Source organism: Mesorhizobium sp. WSM4312 (assembly GCF_002294875.1).
Lineage (GTDB): Bacteria > Pseudomonadota > Alphaproteobacteria > Rhizobiales > Rhizobiaceae > Mesorhizobium.
On record NZ_NSFU01000011.1, the window covers coordinates 248,674 to 265,176 of the forward strand.

Consider the following 16,503-nt stretch of genomic DNA (forward strand, 5'->3'; position numbering starts at 1 on the left):
GGTCGACCCGGCTTGGTCGTTGTGATTTCAAGTCCGGCCGATGATTAGTTCTGACTGAAGCCGCGCGGTGACTTACCAGCGGCGGCGCGATTGACGAGCGGCTTCCCCCACTCCGTCGCTGCTTCGCAGCGCCACCTCTCCCCCCTCCTGAGGGAGAGGAACAAGGAAGAACCGCCCCTCAGATATGCAGCGCGTGCCCGAGCGCCTTGAGCGCCGCTTCCTGGAACCCCTCGCCTTGCGTCGGATGCGCATGGATGGTGCCGGCGATGTCCTCCAGCCGCGACCCCATCTCCAGCGCCAGGCCGAACGCCGCCGCCAGTTCCGACACGCCCTGCCCGACCGCCTGGATGCCGAGCACCAGATGGTTGTCGGCGCGGGCTACGACGCGGACGAAACCATCCTCGCCGAGCTTCGTCATCGCCCGTCCGTTGGCGGCGAACGGGAACAGCCCGACCTTGATCTCGCCCTGGGCCTTGGCTTCCTCGGGCGACAGCCCGACAGTGACCAGCTCCGGATCGGTGAAGCACACCGCGGGGATCGCGCGCTTGTCCCAGCTGCGCTTGTGGCCGGCGACGATCTCGGCGACCATTTCGCCCTGCGCCATCGCCCGGTGCGCCAGCATCGGCTCGCCGGTGACGTCGCCGATGGCGAAGATGCCGCGCATCGAGGTGCGGCACTGATCGTCGATCCGGATGAATTTGCCTGACCTATCGAGGTCGATCTGGTCGAGGCCCCAGCCTTCGGTCACCGGCTTGCGGCCGACCGTCACCAGGATCTTGTCGGCGGAAACTTTTGCATTCTTGCCGTCCGCCGTTTCGACCAGCAGCGCATCGCCCTTGGTCGACAGCCCCTTGGCCTTGGCCCCGGCCATGACTTCGATGCCAAGCGCCGCGAGCCGCTTCACGACAGGCCGGGTCAGCTCGGCGTCATATTGAGCCAGCACGCGCGGCAAGGCCTCGACCACGGTCACGTCGGCACCCAGCTTTGCGAAGGCCATGCCAAGCTCCAGCCCGATATAGCCGCCGCCGACCACCGCTAGCTTCTTGGGCACCGCACTCAACGCCAGCGCGTCCGTCGACGATATTACGGACCCGCCAAAGGGAAGGAACGGCAGCTCGACCGGCGCCGAGCCGGTGGCGATGACGATCGTCTCAGCCCGGATCACCTGGCTTCCCGTCTCGGTCTCGACCTCGACGGTCTTGCCGTCGCGGAACGTCGCCCAGCCATGCACGGTCTTCACCCCGGCCTTCTTCAGCAGGCCGGCGACGCCGCTGTTGAGCCGGCTGACGATGCCGTCCTTCCAGGCAACGGTTTTGCCAAGATCGAGCACGGGCGCCGATAGCGAAATGCCGAGCGGGCTCTTGCCGCCGGCCATGTGCGAGACCTTGTCGAACTCCTCCGCCGCATGGATCAGCGCCTTGGACGGAATGCAGCCGACATTGAGGCAGGTGCCGCCGGGCTTGCCAACCTCGACGATGACCGTATCGACGCCGAGCTGGCCGGCACGGATGGCGCAGACATAACCGCCCGGACCGGCGCCGATGACCAGCAGCTTGCAGGAGATTTCTTTCATCATCGCATCCTAAGTGGTTGTCGCGCTGGATCGGAAATAACAGTCTGTCGAGATCCTTCTGTCCCGCGGCATCTCAATTGTCCCGCCCCTCAATCCACAAAGATCAGCGCCGGCGTTTCCAGCAGCGTCTTGATGCGCTGCACGAACACCGCGGCATCCCAGCCGTCGATGACCCGGTGGTCGAAGCTGGACGACAGGTTCATCATCTTGCGCGGGATGAACTGCGTGCCGTCCCACATGGGCCGCACCATCATCTTGTTGACGCCGATGATGGCCACTTCCGGATGGTTGATGACCGGCGTCGTCGCGATGCCGCCCATGGCGCCGAGCGAAGTGATGGTGATGGTCGAGCCGGACAGCTCGTCGCGCGTCGCCGTGCCGGACTTGGCCGCCTCGGCCAGCCTGTTGACCTCGACGCCGCAATCCCAGATGTCGCGCGCCTCGGCATGCTTGACGACAGGCACCACCAGCCCGGACGGCGTCTGTGCGGCGATGCCGATATGGACGCCGCCATGCTGGTGGATGATGCCGGCCTCGTCGTCGAACAGCGAATTCAGCTGGGGCTGGTCCGCGATCGCCTTGACCATCGCCCGCATCAGGAACGGCAGCAGCGTCAGCTTCGGCCTCTCTCCAGCACCCTTGGCCGCGCGCTTTTCCTTGTTGAGCGCGGCGCGCAAATCCTCGAGCGCCGTGACGTCGATCTCCTCGACATAGGTGATGTGCGGGATGCGCGACTTGGACAGCGTCATCTTCTCGGCGATCTTGCGCCGCAAGCCCAACACCTTGATATCCTCGACCGAATCGTTGCGCGCCAGGCCCGATGCCTTGGCGACCTGCGGCCCGCGCGCCAGGAACGCCTCGATGTCGTCATGGCCGATGCGGCCGGCCGGGCCGCTTCCCGCGACCTGCCTCAGATCGATGCCCGCCTCCTTCGCGCGCAGCCGCACCGCCGGCGATGCCAAAGGCTTTTCACCCTCCGGGCGCGGCGCGCCGGAGACGGACCTCTGCCCGGTGTTTTTCGCAACGGCCGGAGCAGGTCTCGCCTCCGGGGCGTCGGCCTTTGGCGAGGCCTTTGCGATCGGCGCGGCGGTCTCCGGCTTCGGCGTTGGAAGCTTCGCCGGCGGCTCGGCGGCCACCGCCTCGGCCTTGGCATCGCCCTGCGGCTTTGCATTGCCCTCGCCCGCCACCTTCAGCCGCACAATAGGGGAGCCGATCGCCACGGTGTCGCCGATCTCGGCGCCCAGCCACAGGATCTCGCCATCGACGGGCGACGGGATCTCGACCGTCGCCTTGTCGGTCATGACGGCGGCCAGCACGGTGTCCTCGCGCACCATGTCGCCGACCTTGACGTGCCATTCGACGAGTTCGGCCTCGGCGACGCCTTCGCCGACATCGGGCAGCTTGATGATGTGCTCGCCCATGTCAGGCCTCCATGGTTTCGATGAGCGCGCGGCCGACCCTGGCGGGACCAGGGAAATAGTCCCATTCCTGCGCGTGCGGATAGGGCGTGTCCCAGCCGGCGACCCGCGCCACCGGCGCCTCCAGATGGTAGAAGCAGCTCTCTTGAACCAGCGCCGACAGTTCGGCGCCGAAGCCGGAGGTCAGCGTCGCCTCGTGCACGATGACGCAGCGCCCGGTCTTCTTCACCGAAGCGACGATGGTGTCGAGGTCGAGCGGCAAGAGCGTCCTCAGGTCGATGATCTCGGCATCGATACCGGTCTCTTCGGCCGCGGCTTGGGCGACATAGACCATGGTGCCGTAGGCGAGCACGGTGACCGCCGAGCCGGCCCTGCGGATCGCCGCCTTGCCGAGCGGCACGGTGTAGTGCCCGTCGGCGACCTCGCCGAGCTCATGCTTGGACCAGGGCGTCACCGGGCGGTCGTGATGGCCGTCGAAGGGGCCGTTGTAGAGCCGCTTCGGCTCGAGGAAGATCACCGGATCGGGATCCTCGATCGCCGCGATCAGCAGCCCTTTGGCATCATGCGGGTTGGACGGCACCACCGTCTTCAAGCCGGAGACGTGCGTGAACAGCGCTTCCGGGGACTGGCTGTGCGTCTGGCCGCCAAAAATGCCGCCGCCGGTCGGCATGCGGACCACGATCGGGCAGGTGAAATCGCCGTTCGAGCGGTAGCGCAGCCGTGCCGCTTCCTGGGTCAGCTGGTCGTAAGCCGGATACATGTAGTCGGCAAACTGAATTTCCACGCAGGGCTTCAGCCCGTAGGCGGCCATGCCGATGGCCGAGCCGACAATGCCGGATTCGTTGATCGGCGCGTCGAAGCAGCGGCTCTTGCCGTATTTGGCCTGCAGGCCTTGCGTGCAGCGGAAGACACCGCCGAAGAAGCCGACATCCTCGCCGTACACGACGACGCGTTGGTCGCGCTCCATCGACACGTCCATGGCGTCGCGAATGGCCTCGATCATGGTCCGTCTTGGCATGGCTCAGACTCCCGCCTGCTGGCGCTGGCGCCTGAGATGCGGCGGCATCTCGGCGTAGAGCCCCTCGAACATGTCGCGCGTCGACGGCTTGCCGCCGGCATGCAGCGTGCCGTGGCTTTCCGCCTCCTTCTGCGCCGCGATCACCGTGTCGAGGATTTCCGCCTCGGCCTGCGCGTGCCGCTCGTCCGACCAGACGCCGAGCCCGATCAGATGGTTCTTCAGCCGCACGATCGGATCGCCGAGCGGCCAGGCGTCGGATTCGGTCTTCGGCCGGTAGGCCGAGGGATCGTCCGAGCTCGAATGGGCGCCGGCGCGGTAGGTGACATATTCGACCAGCGTCGGTCCGAGGTTCTTGCGCGCGCGTTCGGCCGCCCATTTGGCCACCGCATGGACGGCGAGATAGTCGTTGCCGTCGACCCGAAGCGACGGGATGCCGAAGCCGAGACCGCGCGCCGCGAAGGTGCCGGAGCCGCCGCGCGCTATGCCTTGAAAGGTCGAGATCGCCCACTGGTTGTTGACGACATTGAGCACGACCGGCGCCTTGTAGGTGGAGGCGAACACCAGCGCCGCGTGGAAATCCGATTCCGCCGTCGAGCCGTCGCCGATCCAGCCCGCCGCGATCTTCGAATCGTTCGAAATCGCCGAGGCCATCGCCCAGCCGACCGCCTGGATATACTGCGTCGCCAGATTGCCGGAGATGGAGAAGAAGCCGTGCTCCTTCGACGAATACATGATCGGCAGCTGCCGGCCCTTCAGCGGGTCGGCCTCGTTGGAATAGATCTGGTTCATCATCGTGACCATCGGATAGCCGTCGGCGATGAGCAGGCCGGCCTGCCGATAGGTCGGAAAATTCATGTCGCCCGGCGCGAGTGCCTTGCGGAAGGCGCAGCTCACCGCCTCTTCGCCCAGATGCTGCATGTAGAAGGAGGTCTTGCCCTGGCGCTGCGCCATCTGCATGCGCGCGTCGAAGGTCCTGAGCGTCATCATGTGGCGCAGGCCTTCCAGCAGCTCCTCATTGGAGAGCAGCCCTGCCCACGGGCCGACGGCTTTGCCGTCGCGGTTCAGCACGCGGATGATGGAGAAGGCCATGTCGCGGATGGTGCGCGGATCGACATCGATGTCGGGGCGCGGCACCGAGCCGGCGGCTGCGATGGTCACGTTGGAGAAATCAGGCGTGCCGCCCGGCCGCACTTCCGGCTCCGGAACGTGGAAACGCAACATCCCAGCATCGGCCATGACCTTCGTCCTCCAATGTTGCCTGGCGCCGATATTTGCACATCCGCGCGTCCAGTGCGAATTCGCCGAAGGTCGTCGGACCGGCCGCGCCGGCCGATCCAGCCTCCCTGCGCCAAGATGAAGATATGTCCGCGAAATTTCTTGTCGATGTTTCACGGCGGCGCGCAATTTGGCGCAAGCTTGGGCCGGGCTTGTCGTCAGATAAGGCGATTGGCGCCGCGCCTTTCCTCTCCCCCGTCGATCGGGGGAGAGGTGTCGAGCGAAGCTCGACGGAGTGGGGGTCGATCCTGGCTTCCAAATCCGCGTTTCTCCCCTCCCGTCTATCGAAGTCGTTCACCTCGCCCTCGTGCCATGCTAACCACCCCCCATGGCACAGAAGAAAGCTTTCGAGGTCGATTCCTGGCTCGCGCGGCCTGACGCGCGCATGTCCATCGTCCTGCTCTACGGCCCCGATCGCGGCCTCGTCTCCGAGCGTGCAAAGGCCTTTGCCGAAAAGACCGGCCTGCCGCTCGACGATCCCTTTTCCGTGGTCCGGCTCGAGGGTTCGGAGGTCGACCGCGATGAGGGCCGGCTGCTCGACGAGGCCCGCACCGTGCCGATGTTCTCCGACCGCCGGCTGCTTTGGGTGCGCAATGCCACCGGCCAGAAGGCGCTGGCCGAGGACGTCAAGGCGCTGACGGCGGAACCCGCGCGCGATGCCATCATCCTCATCGAGGCCGGCGATCTCAAGAAGGGCGTCGGCCTGCGCGCCGTGGTCGAAGCTGCGGACAACGCCATGGCGCTGCCTTGCTACGCCGATGAGGCGCGCGACATCGACACGGTCATCGACGATGAATTGCGCAAGGCCGGCATGTCGATGACGCTGGAGGCGAGACAGGCGCTGCGCCGCAATCTCGGCGGCGACAGGCTCGCTTCGCGCGGCGAGATCGAAAAGCTCATCCTCTACGCCCACGGCCAGAAGGAGATCGGCCTGGAGGATATCAGGGCGATGTCGGGCGACGTGTCAGGCGCCTCGTTCGACGATGCCGTCGACGCGCTGCTCGAAGGCAAGATCGGCGACTTCGACACCGCCTTCACCCGCCACTGCCAGTCGGGCGGCCCGCCCTTCCTGGTGCTGTCCTCGGCGATGCGCCAGTTGCAGCAGATTCAAATCATGCGCGGGCAGATGGACTCTGGCGGACGCAATGCCGCGTCGGTCGTCGCCGGCGCGCGCCCGCCGGTTTTCTTTTCGCGGCGCAAGCTGGTGGAGAAGGTGCTGGAGCGCTGGAGCAGCGATGCGCTGAGCCGCGCACTGACCCGGTTGCAGACTGCGGTGCTGCAGACCCGCAAACGGCCCGATCTGTCCGAGGCACTGGCGCGCCAGGCGCTGCTCGGCATTGCGGTGGAAAGCGCCAGGCTGGGGCAGCGTTAGAGCAATTCCAGGAAGAGTGTGAGCGGTTTTCCCGGGGAAGCGCGTAGCACCTTCCCTTGGCAATTGCGTCAAAACAAAGAGTCGATCTTCGCCTTTTCGGCGCCGGGCGCTGCCCATAAGTCAATCCATTGTCATGGCGCCCAGCGGTTGGAAGGTCGGCGGCGCCTGCGGCTACTGGCCGGACCAATTGATCGGGGCGTAATGTCCGTTTTGGCCGGAATTGTCCCAGCTCATGCCATGGTCGCTGAACGTGCTGCCTTGCGCCCCCATCGCCATGCCGAGCCAGTCGGGATTGACGGGATGGCCGGTGGCCGCCCACATCTGCCCGTCCTCGCGCATCGTCGGCAGCGGTTCGACCGCCATCTGCATGACGCCGGCAATCGCCGCCGACCGCTTCTTGCCGTCTATCCGGTAGTCTATCGGCACCTTCTTGGCGCCGAGGTTCGTGCCGATCAAGGGTGCCAACACCGCCATCGGGCCACCCGCGGCGCCAGTGAAGATGGCCCCCAGCGCCTCTGTCTGCCCGTCATCGGCCCGTTCGTCGATATAGGCGGCGGCCGTCCAATTGCCGTCTGCCATCGGACCCGGCGTGTGAGCGACCAATGCGACACTGAGCCCGTCCAATCGAACGTCGCCGTAATTGCCCGTATCGATGTGAAAGACCAGGCCGACGTCGCAAACGCCTTTCGTCGGCCTCGATGTCAGCTGCGCCTTGGTGGACAGCAGGCAAGGACACACGACATCGCAGCTGCAATTTTCGAAGTAACTTCCGGACAATTGCCAACGGACTGCCATTTGCACCTCCCATGCGTCAGGCGCGTCGGCATATCATTCTGGCGAGGCGATGCCATTTCACGACTATTGCTGGAATGGCAAACAGCCCTCGCCGCGACCGGCACGCTAGGGCAATTAATTTAAGCCATATCTAATATTAATTGCGCCGTTGCCTGGCACTGTCAAGCCGCGGGCACCAGGGCTGGCGATTGGCGAAATCGGCAACGCTGCAATCTCCCCCCTCGTGGGGGAGATGCCCGGTAGGGCAGAGGGGGGCGCCGTAGAGCGCTGCCTCGGCCAGCTTCGACTGGCCGAGAGACTTACCTGAAGCTGCATCACTATCCATTGAGATGTCGGCGAGCCAGCGCCCCCCTCTGGCTTGCCAGCCATCTCCCCCACAAGGGGGGAGATCGGCCAATCGCCTACCGCCGCCGCCAGCATCGCCCCCCATCAGCTCGTGTCGCCAGCCCTGGCAAAACGAAAGGGCTGACCCAACAGCCAGCCCCCTTTTTCTGCGTTAAATCAAGCTTCCGCTTGATGTCATCCGCCGGCTAACTACCGCTCCTGCTTCAATCTCCGGCACAGCTCGTCCAGTTGCTCCAGCGAGCGGTAGGACACCCGCAGCTCGCCGCCCTTGCCCTTGTGATCGATGGCCACGATCATGCCGAGCGTGTCGGTCATCAGCTTTTCCAGGGCCAGCGTGTCGGTATCCTTTTCCGGCGCGGCTTGCGGCTGCTTCGGCTTGGCCGGCGTGGGGCCGGCCGGCATCTGCGCCAGCGCTTCGGCCTGGCGCACGGAAAGCCCTTCCTCGACGATGCGCTTGGCAAGGCCGGCCGGATCCTCCGCCGTCACCAGCGTGCGGGCATGGCCGGCCGACAGCGCGCCGTCGACCAGCATGTCGCGGATGACATCCGGCAGCTTCAGCAGCCGGAGCGTGTTGGCGACATGGCTGCGGCTCTTGCCGATGACATTGCCGAGATCGGCCTGGGTGTAGCCGTGCTCGTCGATCAGCTGCTGGTAGCCCAGCGCTTCCTCGACGGCATTGAGGTCGGTGCGCTGGACGTTCTCGATGATCGCCAGCTCGAGCGCGGTGCGGTCGTTGACCTCGCGGATGATGACCGGGATCTCGGTCAGCCCGGCCCGCTGCGCCGCCCGCCAGCGCCGCTCGCCGGCGATGATCTCGTAGCGGCCCGCCTGCGTCGGCGACGGCCGCGCCACCACCGGCTGCACCACGCCATGTTCGCGGATCGACTGGGCGAGGTCGGTCAGTTCGGCGTCGCCAAAGTGCCGGCGCGGATTCTTCGGGTTGGGGCTGAGAAACTCGATCGGCACCTTGCCGTCGGCGCTCATGCCGGGCTTTTCCGGAGCCGCCGGACGATCGATCTCGCCGATCAGTGCCGCCAGTCCACGGCCCAGTCTTTTCCTCGAAAGGTCTTCGCTCATATCTATTCCAGGTCTATTTAGGATAAATGTCTTGAGATCGTTTCGGTATCGAATCGGCCGTTAATTCTGCATTCGATCCAATCAAGCGGCGCGCAATTTGCGCTCGCGGCGGATCACTTCCGAGGCCAGCTGCAGATAGGCCTGGCTGCCCGAGCACTTCAAATCGTAAAGGATCGCCGGCTTGCCATAGGATGGCGCCTCCGATACCCGCACATTGCGCGGGATAATGGTCTCGTAGACCTTGTCGCCCATATGCTGGCGGACATCCTGCACCACCTGGTTGGCGAGATTGTTGCGGCCGTCATACATGGTCAGCACGATGCCCTGGATGGTGAGGTCCGGATTGATCGACCGCCGCACCTGCTCGACGGTTTCCAGCAATTGGCTCAAGCCTTCGAGCGCGAAGAACTCGCATTGCAGCGGCACCAGCACCGAATCGGCCGCCGCCATCGAATTGAGCGTCAGCAGATTGAGCGAAGGTGGGCAGTCGATCAGCACGTAGCCGAAGCCGGCCGACCGCGCCGAAGCGGCACGCAACGCGTTGCGCAGCCGCAGCACCCGATCGGGCGCCGAGGCGATCTCCATCTCGATGCCGAGCAGGTCGAGCGTCGACGGCACGATCGACAGGCCGGGCACGGCGGTTGGAATGGCCGCGGCTTCCAGCTCCAGCTCGCCGGTCAGCACGTCGTAGGACGAGACCGTCCGGTCCTTGCGGTCGATGCCGAGGCCGGTGCTGGCATTGCCTTGTGGGTCGAGGTCGACGATCAGCACCTTTTCGCCGATCGCGGCCAGAGCGGTGGCCAGGTTGATGGCGGTGGTGGTCTTGCCGACCCCGCCTTTCTGGTTGGCTACGGTGATGATTCGGGGGCCGTTCTTCATGGGTTTATGCCAGAAATTCATTTTTGGGTCGCCAAATAGCCCGACAAGTCGAAGATCAGACAGGTCGCAGGTTAGACAATTCCAGGATGACGCCATGGGGGTCCGTCACACTGGCATGTTCTACCAGATCGAAGGCCCATCGGTTAACGCTTTCTTGCACTTCGGCGCGATAATCCCGGCCTTTATGGAACAGGCCCTGCGCGCCTGATGTCAGCCACGGCGCCGACAGGTCGAGCAGGACCGAAAGCGAGGCCAGAGCCCGTGCCGTGACGATTTGTGGTTGCGAAACAAGCGCATGGCTGTCCTCGATCCGCCGCGCGACAACCCGCGCCGGCAGGTTGAATTGGCCGATGACGGTCTGCAGGAACGACGCCTTCTTGCGGTTGCTCTCCACCAGATCGATGCTGGCCCCGTCGCGCTCGGCGAGCAGGAAAGCCATGACCAGGCCGGGAAATCCGCCGCCCGAACCGATATCGACCCAATGCGTGGCATTGGGTTCTATGCGTGCCAGCTGCGCGCTGTCGAGGATGTGGCGCTGCCAGACATCGCCCGCGGTCGACTGCGCGACCAGATTGATGCTGCGGTTCCATTTCTGGAACATGGCTTCGAAAGCCACAAGCCGATCGAATGTTTCACGTGAAACCGGGCCGGCCGCGTCCTGCAGGCTCTCTAGGGAGAAAGAGCTCACGCAACGTCTCCCTGCGCACTCTCGTAGTGGCGGACATGCGCTACAATGATCGCCAGCGCCGCCGGCGTCATGCCCTCCATGCGCTGCGCGTCGGCGATGGACCGCGGCCGCCGCGCCTGCATCTTCTGCTTCAACTCATTGGACAGGCCCGGTACGCCGGTGAAATCGACCGTCTCCGGGATCAGCCGGTTCTCTTCGTGGCGGATCTGAGCGACATCACTCTTCTGCCGGTCGAGATAGACCGAATATTTCGCTTCCGTTTCGAGACGCTCGGCGGTCCTGGCGTCGATCGCCGCGAACCGAGGCTCGATCCTGGCCAGCCAGGCGACATCGACGTCGGGATAGGCCAGCAGCTCATAACCGGACCGGCGCACCCCGTCCCGGTTGATCTCCAACCCATGCCGCGCCGCCTCGTTGGGGGTCATCGCCACCGATCTGGCCAGTTCGCGCGCCGCATCGAGCCGCTGGATGACATCGCCATAGCGCTGCATGCGATGCGCCGAGGCGATCCCCAGTCTCTCGGCGACAGGCGTCAGCCGTTCATCGGCATTGTCGGCGCGCAATGACAGCCGGAATTCTGCCCGCGAGGTGAACATGCGGTAGGGTTCGCTGATGCCGCGGCTGGTCAGATCGTCGACCATCACGCCGATATAGGCTTCGGTGCGGCTGAGCACGATCTGCTCGCCGCCGGACGCCCGCCGCGCAGCGTTGAGGCCAGCGAGCAGGCCCTGCCCGGCGGCCTCCTCATACCCGGTCGTGCCGTTGATCTGCCCGGCGAGAAAGAGGCCGGCGACACGTTTCGTCTCCAGCGTCTGATGCAGCTCGCGCGGATCGACGTGATCATACTCGATGGCATAGCCGGGCTGCAGCATGGTCGCATGCTCGAGCCCGGGAATTGTCTTGAGGATGTCGAGCTGCACATCCTGCGGCAGCGAGGTCGAGATCCCATTGGGATAGACGGTGTCGTCGTCGAGCCCTTCCGGCTCCAGAAAGATCTGGTGGCCGTCGCGGTCACCGAACTTGACGATCTTGTCCTCGATCGACGGGCAATAACGCGGCCCGACGCCTTCGATCGACCCGGAATACATGGCGGAGCGGCCGAGATTGGCGCGGATCAGTCCATGCGTGGCCGGCGTCGTGCGGGTGATGCCGCACTCGATCTGCGCTGTGGTGATACGGTCGGTCATCAGCGAGAACGGCACGGGATCCTCGTCCGCCGCCTGGCTTTCCAGAGACGCCCAGTCGATGGTCTTTCCGTCGAGCCGTGGCGGCGTACCGGTCTTCAGCCGGCCGAGCTTGAAACCGGCACGGTCCATCGTCCCCGACAGACCAAGGCTCGCCTGCTCGTTCATGCGGCCGGCGACGATCTTCTTCTCGCCAATATGAATGAGGCCGCGCAGGAAGGTGCCCGTCGTCAGGACCACGGCGCCGCACGCAAGCCTGCGGCCGTCGGCCAGCAGGACAGCGGCGATCCGCCCTTCGTTGATTTCGAAATCCAGCACCTCGCCCTCGACCACGTCGAGATCGTTCTGCTGCCGAATCGCTTCCTGCATGGCAAGGCGATAGAGCTTCCTGTCGGCCTGCGTGCGCGGCCCGCGCACCGCCGGACCCTTGCGGCGGTTGAGCAGACGGAACTGGATGCCGGCCGCATCCGCCACCCGACCCATCAGCCCGTCCATGGCGTCGATTTCGCGGACCAGATGGCCTTTTCCGAGCCCGCCGATTGCGGGATTGCACGACATCACGCCGATCGTATCGAAGAGCAGCGTCACCAGCGCGGTTTTCGCGCCGGCGCGCGCGGCAGCACTGGCCGCCTCGCACCCGGCATGGCCGCCACCCACCACAACCACATCATAGTGATCGGTCATTTCAAATCCTGGACTCAAAAAGAGATTGAGGGACACATGTCCCCGCAGCACCAAGCTGTCAAGAAAACTTCGCGGCAAGTTTCACGTGAAACAGGGTGAATGGCACGTCCGGCGATGTGAAGCGTCCCCAACTTCGTCATCCACGGGCGGAGCAGGAGCGAAGCTCCGTCGCGGAGACCCGAGGATCCATTCCGTGACCGAGGTCGAAGGGTGCAGCGGCGCAGAATTCTGCACCGTTGCGGCGCGTCAGAGTCCCGGCATGGATCCCTTGGGCTGCGGAGCAGCTCCAGGGGTCTGCGCCGCGTCGCTTCGCTCCTTGCTCCGCCATAGGATGACGAAGCGACAAGAGCTTCCGCAAACGCATCACCCACCGCAGAAAGTCCCGCGTGTTCAACCAGCCAATTGTTTCACGTGAGTCATGGTCGGGAGTGCGAAGCGTCCCCCTTTCGTCATCCACGGGCGAGGCAGGAGCGGAGATCCGTCGCGGAGATCCGAGGATCCATTCCGTGACCTTAGATGTAGGCTGCAGCGGCGCAGAATTCTGCACCGTTAGTGATGCTTCAGAGTCCCGGCATGGATCCCTTGGGCTGCGGAGCAGCTCCAGGGGTCTGCGCCGCGTCGCTTCGCTCCTTGCTCCGCCATAGGTGACGAAGCGGTTGATGTCTTCGCCAGTCGCACCAGTATCCGTAATCGCAGAGATCCAGCTCACATCAACCCAAGTGATTGTTTCACGTGAGTCATTTGCCGATGCAGAACTGCGAGAAGATCACGTCGAGCATATCCTCGACATCGATCGCGCCGACGATTCGGCCCAGGCTGTCCGCCGCCAGCCGCAGCTCTTCGGCGCGCAGTTCCTGGCCTGCGGCACCCTCGGCAGCAGCGCGAAGCAGATGCCGATTCGCTTCACCAAGCAGTTCGACATGGCGCAACCGCGACGGCAGAATGTCGCCGACATCACCCGCCGCGACCGCCGCGCGACGGCCGATTTCGGCGAGCAGCGCCTCCACTCCAGTCCCATTCACGACCGAAATGACAAAGTCGTATCTGCCGGCCGCGTCCCCGGCCGCCTGTTCCTCCAACAGGTCGACCTTGGTGCCGACATGCAACAGAGGCGCCGTGGTCGGAACCTGGCCGACGACCTTGGGTGACAAGGCGTCCTCCAGCAGCAGCAAGAGATCGGCGCGGTCGGCCTTGGCTCGCGCCTTCTCGATGCCGATCGCCTCGACCTTGCCCGGCGCCTCGCGCAAGCCGGCCGTATCCGTCAGCTTGACGCGCAGGCCGCCGAGGTCCAGCGTCACCTCGAGCAGGTCGCGGGTCGTGCCGGGCTCATCCGTTACAATAGCTGCATCGCGCCGCGCCAAGGCGTTGAACAGACTCGACTTGCCGGCATTCGGCGCGCCGAGAATCACCACCTCGAAGCCGTCGCGGATGATTTCGGCCGCATGAAATCCGGCGATGTGGCGATCGATTTCGCCGATCATCGCCCGGACATCCGACCAAACCGTATCCGAAACGGATCCCGGCACGTCCTCCTCATCGGCAAAGTCGATCTCCGCCTCGATCATCGCCCGCGCGTGGATCAGCCGGCGTCGCCAACTCATATAGAGCTCGCTCTGGACACCCTCGGCATTCTGGACCGCAAAGCGTCGCTGCGCCTCCGTTTCGGCACTGACCAGATCCGCCAGTGCTTCGGTTTCGACGAGGTCGAACTTGCCATTGAGGAAGGCCCGGCGGGTGAATTCGCCCGGTTCGGCGTGCCTGACGCCCTCAAAGCCGGCGATCGTCTCCAGCATCCTGGCCACCACGGCGCGCCCGCCATGGACATGGAATTCGGCGACATCCTCCCCGGTAAAGCTGGTCGGACCGGGAAAGAAGATGACCAACCCGCTGTCCAGCACGGCTCCATCCGGCGCCTTGAACCTGCGCAGGACCGCCGCCCGATCCTTAACCATGCCGCCGGCGATCGTTTCGACCACGAATCGAGTCTGCGGACCGGAAATGCGCAGCACGGCGACGCCGGCCGGAAGCCGGCCGCTCGACAGCGCAACGATCGAATCGCTTGAAATCATTTGCCCGCTCTGTTGAACCGCCCTAGCCTCGCGCCTTCAAACAACCCGAGTTGCCCATCGTGACATTGCCCGCGCAAAACCTGCTTGCCGAAGAGGCCAGCCCCTATCTGCAGCAGCACAGCGGCAATCCCGTCCATTGGCGGGCCTGGTCGCCGGCATCGCTCCAAGAAGCAAGGACGCTCGATCGCCCGATCCTGCTCTCCGTCGGCTATGCCGCCTGCCACTGGTGCCATGTCATGGCGCATGAAAGCTTCGAGAATGACGGCGTCGCCGCCGTCATGAACCGTCTGTTCGTCAATATCAAGGTCGACCGCGAGGAGCGACCCGACATCGACCAGATCTACATGGCCGCGCTCTCCTCGATGGGCGAGCAAGGCGGCTGGCCGCTGACCATGTTCCTGACGCCGGACGGCAAGCCATTCTGGGGCGGCACCTATTTTCCGCGCGAGGCGCGCTATGGCCGCCCGGGCTTCATCCAGGTCATGGAAGCGGTCGACAAGGCCTGGCGCGAGAAGCGCGACAGCCTGCACCAGAGCGCCGACGGACTGACCTCCCATGTCGAGGCGCGGCTCTCCGGCACGCATGCCAGGCAGAGCCTCGACCGCGGCACGCTCACCGACCTCGCCGGCCGCATCGACGGCATGATCGACCGCGACCTTGGCGGCCTGCGTGGCGCGCCGAAATTCCCCAACGCGCCATTCATGCTGACGCTGTGGCTGTCCTGGCTGCGCGATGGCAACGCCGCGCATCGTGACGACCTGCTGGTCAGCCTGGAACGGATGCTGGGCGGCGGCATTTACGATCATATTGGCGGTGGGCTCAGCCGCTACTCAACCGATGCGGAATGGCTGGTGCCGCATTTCGAGAAGATGCTCTACGACAATGCCGAACTGATCCGCTTCTGCAACTGGGCCTTTTCGACAAGCGGCAATCATTTGTTCCGGATACGAATCGAAGAGACGGTCGACTGGCTGCTGCGCGAAATGCGCGTCACCGGCGGCGCCTTCGCAGCCAGCCTCGACGCCGACAGCGAAGGCGAGGAAGGGCTGTTCTACACCTGGAACCGGCAAGAGATCGAAGCCGTCCTTGGTAGCGATTCAGCCTTGTTTTTCAAATACTTCACGCTATCTGCCCCGCATGGCTGGGAAGGCAAGCCGGTCGTCCATCAAACCCGTGGCCAGCAAGCCCAAAACGTGGCCGACCGCGAAAAACTCATGCCGCTCAAAGCCAGGCTTCTCGCGGTGCGGGAGGAGCGCGTCAGGCCAGGCCTCGATGCCAAGACCCTCACCGACTGGAACGGCCTGATGATCGCGGCACTCGCCGAGGCCGGTCGCTCGCTGGGCCGGCCCGACTGGATCGAGGCAGCGGCCAAGGCGTTTGCCCACATCTGCGGCGCCAGCCGCGACGGCCGCTTGCCGCATTCCATGCTTGGTGCCAAAAAACTGTTTCCCGCCTTGTCGAGCGATTACGCCGCCATGGCCAATGCGGCGATCTCGCTGTTCGAGGCGTCCGGCGATTGGAGCTACATCGACCAGGCGAAGCAGTTCATCGAACAGCTCGACCATTGGCATGCCGACGACACCGGTACAGGTTATTATCTGACGGCTTCGGACAGCACCGACGTGCCGATCCGCATCAGGGGCGATGTCGACGAGGCCATTTCCTCGGCCACCAGCCAGATCATCGCGGCACTTGTGCGGCTCGCCTCCGTTACCGGCGATCTCGATCTCGGCGAAAAAGCCTGGAAAATCGCCGAACATGCGGCCGGCCGCGCCGCGCACCAGGCCTATGGCCAGGCCGGCATCGTCAATGCCTGCGCGCTTGCCATCGAACCTTTGAAACTGGTCATCGTCGACAGTCCAGAGGACCCAAAGCTCGTTCCGGTTGCGAATCGGTGCCCCGACCCGCGCCGCGTCGACATCATTGCCGCGATTGGTTCGGAAACGAATCGACCCTTGCTGCCCGGCGGGATTCTGCCGCCGGCCGACAAAGCCGGGGCCTGGCTGTGTACCGGGCAGGTGTGTTTGCCGGTGGTGACGGATGCTGGAGAGCTGGAGCGGCTGTTGCGGCGATAGCTCCTCACCTCCCCCTTGTGGGGAGGGTCGGCTCGCGATCGTGGCGAAGCG

General features: G+C 64.8%; 12 protein-coding genes. 2 read left to right on the forward strand and 10 right to left on the reverse strand.

Features of this window, described 5'->3' with window-relative positions; genetic code table 11:
• Positions 1-178 precede the first annotated feature (178 nt).
• The 4 genes from lpdA to CK228_RS20565 form a co-directional block, all read right to left on the reverse strand.
• Positions 179-1,573, reverse strand: coding sequence for a dihydrolipoyl dehydrogenase (gene lpdA, locus CK228_RS20550; RefSeq protein WP_095789052.1), 1,395 nt, complete (start codon positions 1,571-1,573; stop codon positions 179-181).
• A gap of 89 nt (positions 1,574-1,662) precedes the next feature.
• Complete coding sequence (locus CK228_RS20555; RefSeq protein WP_095789012.1) at positions 1,663-2,994, reverse strand: dihydrolipoamide acetyltransferase family protein; 1,332 nt, start codon at positions 2,992-2,994, stop codon at positions 1,663-1,665.
• 1 nt (position 2,995) lies between these two features.
• Complete coding sequence (locus tag CK228_RS20560) at positions 2,996-4,009, reverse strand: alpha-ketoacid dehydrogenase subunit beta (protein WP_095789013.1); 1,014 nt, start codon at positions 4,007-4,009, stop codon at positions 2,996-2,998.
• A gap of 3 nt (positions 4,010-4,012) precedes the next feature.
• A complete protein-coding gene (locus tag CK228_RS20565; protein WP_095789014.1) occupies positions 4,013-5,245 on the reverse strand; it encodes a 3-methyl-2-oxobutanoate dehydrogenase (2-methylpropanoyl-transferring) subunit alpha in 1,233 nt (410 codons plus the stop codon).
• A gap of 367 nt (positions 5,246-5,612) precedes the next feature.
• Here CK228_RS20565 and holA point away from each other — a divergent pair, with 367 nt between their 5' ends.
• Positions 5,613-6,656, forward strand: a complete 1,044-nt coding sequence (gene holA, locus CK228_RS20570; RefSeq protein ID WP_095789015.1) for a DNA polymerase III subunit delta — start codon at positions 5,613-5,615, stop codon at positions 6,654-6,656.
• 171 nt (positions 6,657-6,827) lie between these two features.
• On the opposite strand, the gene CK228_RS20575 is transcribed toward holA, so the two are convergent.
• The 6 genes from CK228_RS20575 to mnmE all read right to left on the reverse strand — a co-directional run bounded on the left by CK228_RS20575 (position 6,828) and on the right by mnmE (position 14,377).
• A complete protein-coding gene (locus CK228_RS20575; RefSeq protein WP_095789016.1) occupies positions 6,828-7,451 on the reverse strand; it encodes a DUF1326 domain-containing protein in 624 nt (207 codons plus the stop codon).
• Between the two features lie 534 nt (positions 7,452-7,985).
• On the reverse strand, positions 7,986-8,873 hold the full coding sequence (locus CK228_RS20580) for a ParB/RepB/Spo0J family partition protein (protein ID WP_095789017.1): 888 nt from the start codon (positions 8,871-8,873) through the stop codon (positions 7,986-7,988).
• A gap of 81 nt (positions 8,874-8,954) precedes the next feature.
• Complete coding sequence (locus tag CK228_RS20585; RefSeq protein WP_019862172.1) at positions 8,955-9,752, reverse strand: ParA family protein; 798 nt, start codon at positions 9,750-9,752, stop codon at positions 8,955-8,957.
• 55 nt (positions 9,753-9,807) lie between these two features.
• On the reverse strand, positions 9,808-10,440 hold the full coding sequence (rsmG, locus tag CK228_RS20590) for a 16S rRNA (guanine(527)-N(7))-methyltransferase RsmG (RefSeq protein WP_095789018.1): 633 nt from the start codon (positions 10,438-10,440) through the stop codon (positions 9,808-9,810).
• Positions 10,437-12,308 carry a tRNA uridine-5-carboxymethylaminomethyl(34) synthesis enzyme MnmG gene (mnmG, locus tag CK228_RS20595; RefSeq protein ID WP_095789019.1) on the reverse strand — a complete coding sequence of 624 codons (1,872 nt, stop codon included), beginning with the start codon at positions 12,306-12,308 and terminating at the stop codon, positions 10,437-10,439. Before mnmG ends, rsmG begins: the two co-directional genes overlap by 4 nt.
• Positions 12,309-13,045: 737 nt before the next feature.
• Positions 13,046-14,377 carry a tRNA uridine-5-carboxymethylaminomethyl(34) synthesis GTPase MnmE gene (gene mnmE, locus CK228_RS20600; RefSeq protein ID WP_095789020.1) on the reverse strand — a complete coding sequence of 444 codons (1,332 nt, stop codon included), beginning with the start codon at positions 14,375-14,377 and terminating at the stop codon, positions 13,046-13,048.
• Between the two features lie 59 nt (positions 14,378-14,436).
• Between mnmE and CK228_RS20605 the strand changes: the two genes are divergently transcribed.
• Complete coding sequence (locus CK228_RS20605) at positions 14,437-16,452, forward strand: thioredoxin domain-containing protein (RefSeq protein ID WP_095789053.1); 2,016 nt, start codon at positions 14,437-14,439, stop codon at positions 16,450-16,452.
• The last annotated feature ends 51 nt before the right edge of the window (positions 16,453-16,503 follow it).

What these genes read in the sequence shown, in the direction of transcription:
- CK228_RS20565 (WP_095789014.1), bottom strand. Translation starts at nt 5,245, where the DNA reads ATGGCCGATGCTGGGATGTTGCGTTTCCACGTTCCGGAGCCGGAAGTG.
- mnmE (WP_095789020.1), bottom strand. Translation starts at nt 14,377, where the DNA reads ATGATTTCAAGCGATTCGATCGTTGCGCTGTCGAGCGGCCGGCTTCCG.
- CK228_RS20585 (WP_019862172.1), bottom strand. Translation starts at nt 9,752, where the DNA reads ATGAAGAACGGCCCCCGAATCATCACCGTAGCCAACCAGAAAGGCGGG.
- holA (WP_095789015.1), top strand. Translation starts at nt 5,613, where the DNA reads ATGGCACAGAAGAAAGCTTTCGAGGTCGATTCCTGGCTCGCGCGGCCT.
- CK228_RS20560 (WP_095789013.1), bottom strand. Translation starts at nt 4,009, where the DNA reads ATGCCAAGACGGACCATGATCGAGGCCATTCGCGACGCCATGGACGTG.
- CK228_RS20575 (WP_095789016.1), bottom strand. Translation starts at nt 7,451, where the DNA reads ATGGCAGTCCGTTGGCAATTGTCCGGAAGTTACTTCGAAAATTGCAGC.
- CK228_RS20580 (WP_095789017.1), bottom strand. Translation starts at nt 8,873, where the DNA reads ATGAGCGAAGACCTTTCGAGGAAAAGACTGGGCCGTGGACTGGCGGCA.
- mnmG (WP_095789019.1), bottom strand. Translation starts at nt 12,308, where the DNA reads ATGACCGATCACTATGATGTGGTTGTGGTGGGTGGCGGCCATGCCGGG.
- lpdA (WP_095789052.1), bottom strand. Translation starts at nt 1,573, where the DNA reads ATGAAAGAAATCTCCTGCAAGCTGCTGGTCATCGGCGCCGGTCCGGGC.
- CK228_RS20555 (WP_095789012.1), bottom strand. Translation starts at nt 2,994, where the DNA reads ATGGGCGAGCACATCATCAAGCTGCCCGATGTCGGCGAAGGCGTCGCC.